This is a genomic window from Acinetobacter sp. TWP2-2-3 (assembly GCF_049896445.1).
In the GTDB taxonomy this organism is placed as follows: Bacteria; Pseudomonadota; Gammaproteobacteria; order Pseudomonadales; family Moraxellaceae; genus Acinetobacter.
This window is the reverse complement of record NZ_JAFCUI010000026.1, coordinates 1-5,448: the sequence shown is the minus strand read 5'-3', so window position 1 is coordinate 5,448 and position 5,448 is coordinate 1. Positions and strand designations below refer to the sequence as shown.

The window sequence follows — 5,448 nt, the reverse complement described above, 5'->3', positions numbered from 1 at the left end:
GCGAAAGCGAGATTCAATAGAGTTTGAGCGAAGCGAAAACCAAGGGCAATTTTTTACTCCCTGGGCTTTTAATTATTTTTAAGCTTTTAAATGCTTTTAATTAAGCTGTAATCCTTTATACACAAGGGTTTCAGAGCCAATAAAACTAGGTTTATCGACCCATAAAACTAGGTTTATCGACCCATAAAACTAGGTTTATCGACCCATAAAACTAGGTTTATCGACCTTAAAACTAGGTTTATCGACCCATAAAACTAGGTTTATCGACCTTAAAACTAGGTTTATCGACCTCAAATCAAGATGATTTACAAATCAATTAAAATAGTCTATTGTACGACCTAGTTTAATTATAAATTTATTATTAGAAATGAGTGAATTAATCGTAAAGGATAATGCTTTAATTCAAGCTAGCTATACCCTAGATACAGTTGAACAAAGGCTGATCCTATTAGCCATTGCTGAAGCTCGAGAAACAGGGCATGGGATAACTGAAAATAGCCTTTTAGAAGTACATGCAAGTAGTTATATCAATACCTTTAATGTCGAGAAACACACTGCTTATACCGTGCTTCGGGATGCATCTAAAAGCTTATTTGATCGCTATGTCACGTATCATGACATTAATCCTAAGACTGGTAAGGATCGTAGCTTTCACTGTCGTTGGGTCGATAAAATTGGATATGAACCTCAATCCGGGATCGTTTTCCTACGTTTCACGCAAGACATTGTTCCACTCATAACTCGACTGGAAGAAAACTTTACTAAATATGAATTGGAGCAGGTTTCGAGATTAACTAGCTCTTATGCTATTCGGTTATACGAGTTATTAATTCAATGGAGATCTGCCGGTAAAACGCCAATTTTTGATCTATCGATCTTTAGACAACAACTTGGTGTCGAAGCTCATCAATACAAAACAATGAGTAATTTTAAAACGTATGTTTTAGAGTTTGCCCTCAAGCAAGTAAATGAGTTAACCGATATAACGGCTAAATATGAACAACATAAAAAAGGACGTTCAATTTCCGGTTTTTCTTTCAGTTTTAAGCAGAAAAAAACCAACTCTGACAAAGTAATTAAGGGAACGGATACATTAGCTCTTTTCTCCAAAATGAGTGATAAACAACGTCATCTCTTTGCCAACAAACTTTCTGAATTACCTGAGATGGGGCGATATTCAGAAGGCACCGAAAGCTACCAGCAATTTGCTGTGCGCATTGCAGAAATGCTTCAAGATTCTCAAAAATTCCAAGAATTATTCCCTTATCTTCAAAAAGTTGGCTATCAAGCTGCCTAAAATTTATACTTGATCATTTGTCTATTAGGCAGTCTAATAGACAACAACTTTTGACAGAGTTAGGCATAGATTTACAACATGAAAAGCCTTACAGTTCTTGAGCTTTCTAAGCTTTACAATATCAATAGACAAACGATTTACAACAACATAAAGAAAGGAATTTTAAGTAAAAATTCTGATAATAAAATTGATCTAGCCGAGGCTATCCGTGTTTTTGGTGAACCTTCAAAAAAACTAGATGTAAAAGAGTCTGTAAAAATAGACAGTCCAAATTCGGCAGAAGTTTTACTACTTAGGCAACAGATAGACATGCTGAAAAATCAACTTGATGATGCAAAAGAGCGTGAATCCTTTTATCAAAATCAAATTGAGATGATGCAACGTCTACTGGAAGCACCCAAACCAAAGATCCAAGAGCCTAGTGAACCCGAACTCCCTAAATCAGCTCCCATTGTAGAAATGAAGGAAGAGGTGATAGTAGTTCCACCAAAAGAGAACAGATTAACTACTCCAGAGAACAAACGTATCCCTGTTCCAGAACACGTTGAGCCTGAACCTAAAAAAAGGGGTTTCCTGAGCCGTTTTTTCCTTCCTTATGGTTAGCCAGGACTCCAGTTTTTTGATGAGCCAATTTCAGTGCAAGCACATGAAATAATGACTCATCAAAAAACCGGATGAGGTTTATTAAAACTGAACAAAACCGTGGAACATTGCTTAAATAGTAAGCGTGGAACATGAAAAATCATTAAAAAAGCCCAACTGAGTGCAGTTGGGCTTTTTTGTATACGATAAGACTATGATTTATATAGAATAAAAAAGAGCATTTCGTATAAGGTGTATTATGTTAATTTTAGGAAAACTTATAATCAGAATAATTAACAGCCACTGTTTTATTGGTAGCTATTAATTATTTAAAGGATTGTAATTTTTACCTATGAGTACTTTGATCTTTTGTTTTCCAAAGAGAGTATAGAATTCCTGTAAACAAGATGATGAACGTGATCGAAAGGGAGACTGGCGGTGGAATTTTTGCTATACCTAATCCATCAGCTATAAAAATTTTTGATCCAATAAAGACTAACAATACTGCTAATGCGTACTTCAAATAATGGAAGCGGTCGACCATTGCTGATAGGGCAAAATATAAAGCACGTAATCCCAAAATTGCGAAAATATTTGAAGTATAAACAATAAATGGATCTGTCGTAATCGCAAAAATCGCAGGAACACTATCTATTGCAAAGATCAGATCTACAAATTCAATCATGATCAAGGCTAGAAAAAGTGGTGTCATAAACCAGGTTAATTGGTTAGTTTTTGGATCAATCTTTTTCACCCAGAACTTCTCTGCATGAAGCTGCTCAGTGACACGAAATCTTTTTTTAATAAAGTTCAAAATAGGAGAATTTCCGACTTCATATTCTTTATCAACACTTAGCCACATTTTTATCCCTGTAAAAATAAGAAAGGCTGCAAATATATAAAGAACCCATGAAAATTGGCTGACCAGTGTTGCGCCCACGCCAATCATGATAGCTCTTAGAAAAATTACACCTATAATTCCCCAAAATAAGACTCTATGCTGATAAATTCTTGGTATCGAGAAATATGAAAAAATCATTGCAATGACAAAGATATTATCCATCGCTAATGATTTTTCAATTACAAAACCGGTTACATAGTTAATCCCTGCCGTGGGTCCGAGATACCACCACACCCATGCGCCGAAAAGTAAACCTAATGTAATATAAAATGCTGATAGTGCTAAGCTTTCTTTAACACCAATCTCTCTTACCTTACGATGAAATACTCCAAGATCTAGAATAAGCAGGACAAGTACAATAAGGATAAAGAAAATCCACATCCAAACAGGTTTATCTAAAAAATTCGAAAATAGAACGTCCATAGTTTTCCTCTGCTTATACTTGAACCGTACCGGGTTTGTCGGAGATTTTTTGATTAAAGAAAGAGTGCAGTATTTCTATTTGAAGCTGCAATCTTTGACGCAATTTTGAGTTTAGTGAAGTTTGAATCAGACATTTTTTCTCAATACATGACGATCTCTAATCTTAACTTCAATTAAATGCTCAAATAAAAGAGTAATTATAAATGAGTCCTTGCGATTTAAGTTATTCATCGTCTTTGTGATGATCATTATCGAATAGCTTACAAGTAAAAATTATTGCTAATATGACTAGGCTAGAAGAAATACCAGCATATAAGTTGGCTAAAGTTCCACCAAAAACAACAAGATCTTCTAAAAACAAGATGACTATAACTATAATAGATACATGTAATATAATAAGTTTTAGATCATGAAACTTATTAATTGATAGTGTCTTAAGAAAAGAACTATTGTCAAAAATAGCTTGTTGAATAAATAATTTATAAAAACCTGCTGAAATTAAATGAAATGTAATAGCAATTAACGAGACATCGAGGATTTTTAAAAATTTAACAACAACTATTTTTACTTCAAAATTAGTTGCATATATATTTTTTATAATAAAAATTATTGCATCAATTAGAAGATATATAGTTGATAAATATAAAAAAATAGAAGATATTATGCAATTTATAATAACTATAATAACTAAATATCTACTCTTTTCAAAAAAATTTTGTAGCACTTGATAACATCCCTTAAAATGAGGCTTTGTTGCATAAATATGTAAGCACCTGATTTAAATAAATTTAATTTTGGATCAAAAAATAATCAAAACTTTTAAAATCATATAGTTATGATATCTTTGTGCAACAAAGCCGTCCAGTACTGGAAACTACATCATAACCTCTCTGATTAACTGAATCAGCTAATTGTCCTAAGGTCATCATAGCTACATAAAGTTCCCAATTCTTCCTGTTAAATGCCTTAATTCTGCAATAGGCATTCCCCAAGAGAGTTCTTTTTCAAACCATTCAATAGATTCACCTAAAGACTTAATAATATCGAATTGGCTCAATGCCATGATTGATTTCCTATCACTTATAAATTAAAGAGCTTACGATCACGTTCATCAGTCAAATACTTGTCCATCTGTGCAATCAATTTTGCCCGGGCCTGTTCATCTTCTTCAGTGATTTTTAGCATACAAGATCCGATTAGAATTTTGCGTCTAGTATCATCTTTACGAGCCTGTTCTTTCTCTTTAGCACGTTCTCTTGCAAGTGCTGCCTGTCTTTGAGCTTTAAGCTGTTTCAGCTTTTCTTCCTGGGCTTTAATTTTGCTGTCTAGTGTTTCAGTAACGCTCATTAATCCAATACCATCATCCTGGGAAACCATCCCTAACATAAGCGCACTTGAATATGCATTCAAGGTGCTATATGTATAGTAATGTTTTCCTCGAAGAGCGCACTTATGCAAACTTCGTTTGCAAGTCCGATTGGGGTCTCCCCAATACCCCGACAACCGTATGCACGGTCGTAATTCACTACGTGAAAATTTAAAAGCGAAAAACAGGCATGGCGATTTACCACTTTTCAGTTAAAACCGTAGCACGATCTGCAGGGCGTTCCGCCACTGCTGCAATCGCCTATCGGGCAGGTGAAAAGATTTATTGCGAACGCGAAGGCCGGGAACATGATTACAGCCGAAAAACCGGTGTGGAACATAAAGAGATTTATTTACCCGAAGGCGCACCAGAGCATTTAAAAAACCGGGAAAGACTCTGGAACGAAGTGGAACAACGGGAAACCCGAAAAAATTCAACAGTCGCCCGGGAATTTGAAATTGCCTTTCCCAGTGAACTGAACCAAGAACAACGTCTGGCCATGCTTGAAGAACTATGCGCCAGCATTGTGGACAGACACCAGGTGGCAGTCGATGCCTGTATCCATGCACCGCATACCGGATCCGGCAGTGATGAACGCAATTATCACGCGCATATCCTGATGAGCACACGCAAACTCACGCCAGAAGGCTTTACGGATAAAACCCGGGAACTGGATCAGAAACACAGTGGGGAAATCGAGCACTGGCGCGAACACTTTGCCGATATCTGCAATATGCACCTGGATATGGCCGGATCCACCGCCCGAGTCGACCACCGCAGCTACAAAGACCAGGAGAATGGTTTAGAAGCCACGCTGCACGAAGGGCCGAAAGTCACCGAACTGCGCCGAAAAGGGATTGAGACCGAAATCAGCCGAAG

Annotated in this window: 7 protein-coding genes; 3 read left to right on the top strand and 4 right to left on the bottom strand. The window is 36.3% G+C overall.

Going from position 1 to position 5,448, the window contains the following annotated elements; all coding sequences use genetic code 11:
* Window positions 1–367: 367 nt before the first annotated feature.
* On the top strand, window positions 368–1,297 hold the full coding sequence (repM, locus tag ACP7AK_RS15260) for a replication initiation protein RepM (RefSeq protein ID WP_127262067.1): 930 nt from the start codon (window positions 368–370) through the stop codon (window positions 1,295–1,297).
* 78 nt (window positions 1,298–1,375) lie between these two features.
* Window positions 1,376–1,900, top strand: a complete 525-nt coding sequence (locus ACP7AK_RS15255; protein ID WP_127262066.1) for a plasmid replication DNA-binding protein — start codon at window positions 1,376–1,378, stop codon at window positions 1,898–1,900.
* Window positions 1,901–2,225: 325 nt separating this feature from the next.
* Here the strand turns inward: ACP7AK_RS15255 and ACP7AK_RS15250 are convergent, their stop codons facing one another.
* The 4 genes from ACP7AK_RS15250 to ACP7AK_RS15235 all read right to left on the bottom strand — a co-directional run bounded on the left by ACP7AK_RS15250 (window position 2,226) and on the right by ACP7AK_RS15235 (window position 4,550).
* A complete protein-coding gene (locus ACP7AK_RS15250; protein ID WP_004761028.1) occupies window positions 2,226–3,203 on the bottom strand; it encodes a TerC family protein in 978 nt (325 codons plus the stop codon).
* Between the two features lie 223 nt (window positions 3,204–3,426).
* Window positions 3,427–3,927 (bottom strand): YqhA family protein, encoded by a 501-nt coding sequence (locus ACP7AK_RS15245; protein ID WP_425880202.1) that lies wholly within the window; start codon window positions 3,925–3,927, stop codon window positions 3,427–3,429.
* Window positions 3,928–4,134: 207 nt separating this feature from the next.
* Entirely contained in the window at window positions 4,135–4,266 is a 132-nt protein-coding gene (locus ACP7AK_RS15240; RefSeq protein WP_254894336.1) for a hypothetical protein, read from the bottom strand.
* Window positions 4,267–4,283: 17 nt separating this feature from the next.
* Window positions 4,284–4,550 carry a hypothetical protein gene (locus tag ACP7AK_RS15235; RefSeq protein ID WP_006581723.1) on the bottom strand — a complete coding sequence of 89 codons (267 nt, stop codon included), beginning with the start codon at window positions 4,548–4,550 and terminating at the stop codon, window positions 4,284–4,286.
* Window positions 4,551–4,759: 209 nt separating this feature from the next.
* On the opposite strand from ACP7AK_RS15235, the gene mobQ reads away from it, so the two are divergent.
* Window positions 4,760–5,448, top strand: a 689-nt coding sequence (gene mobQ / locus ACP7AK_RS15230; protein ID WP_425880201.1) for a MobQ family relaxase, incomplete at its 3' end; no start/stop codon positions are given.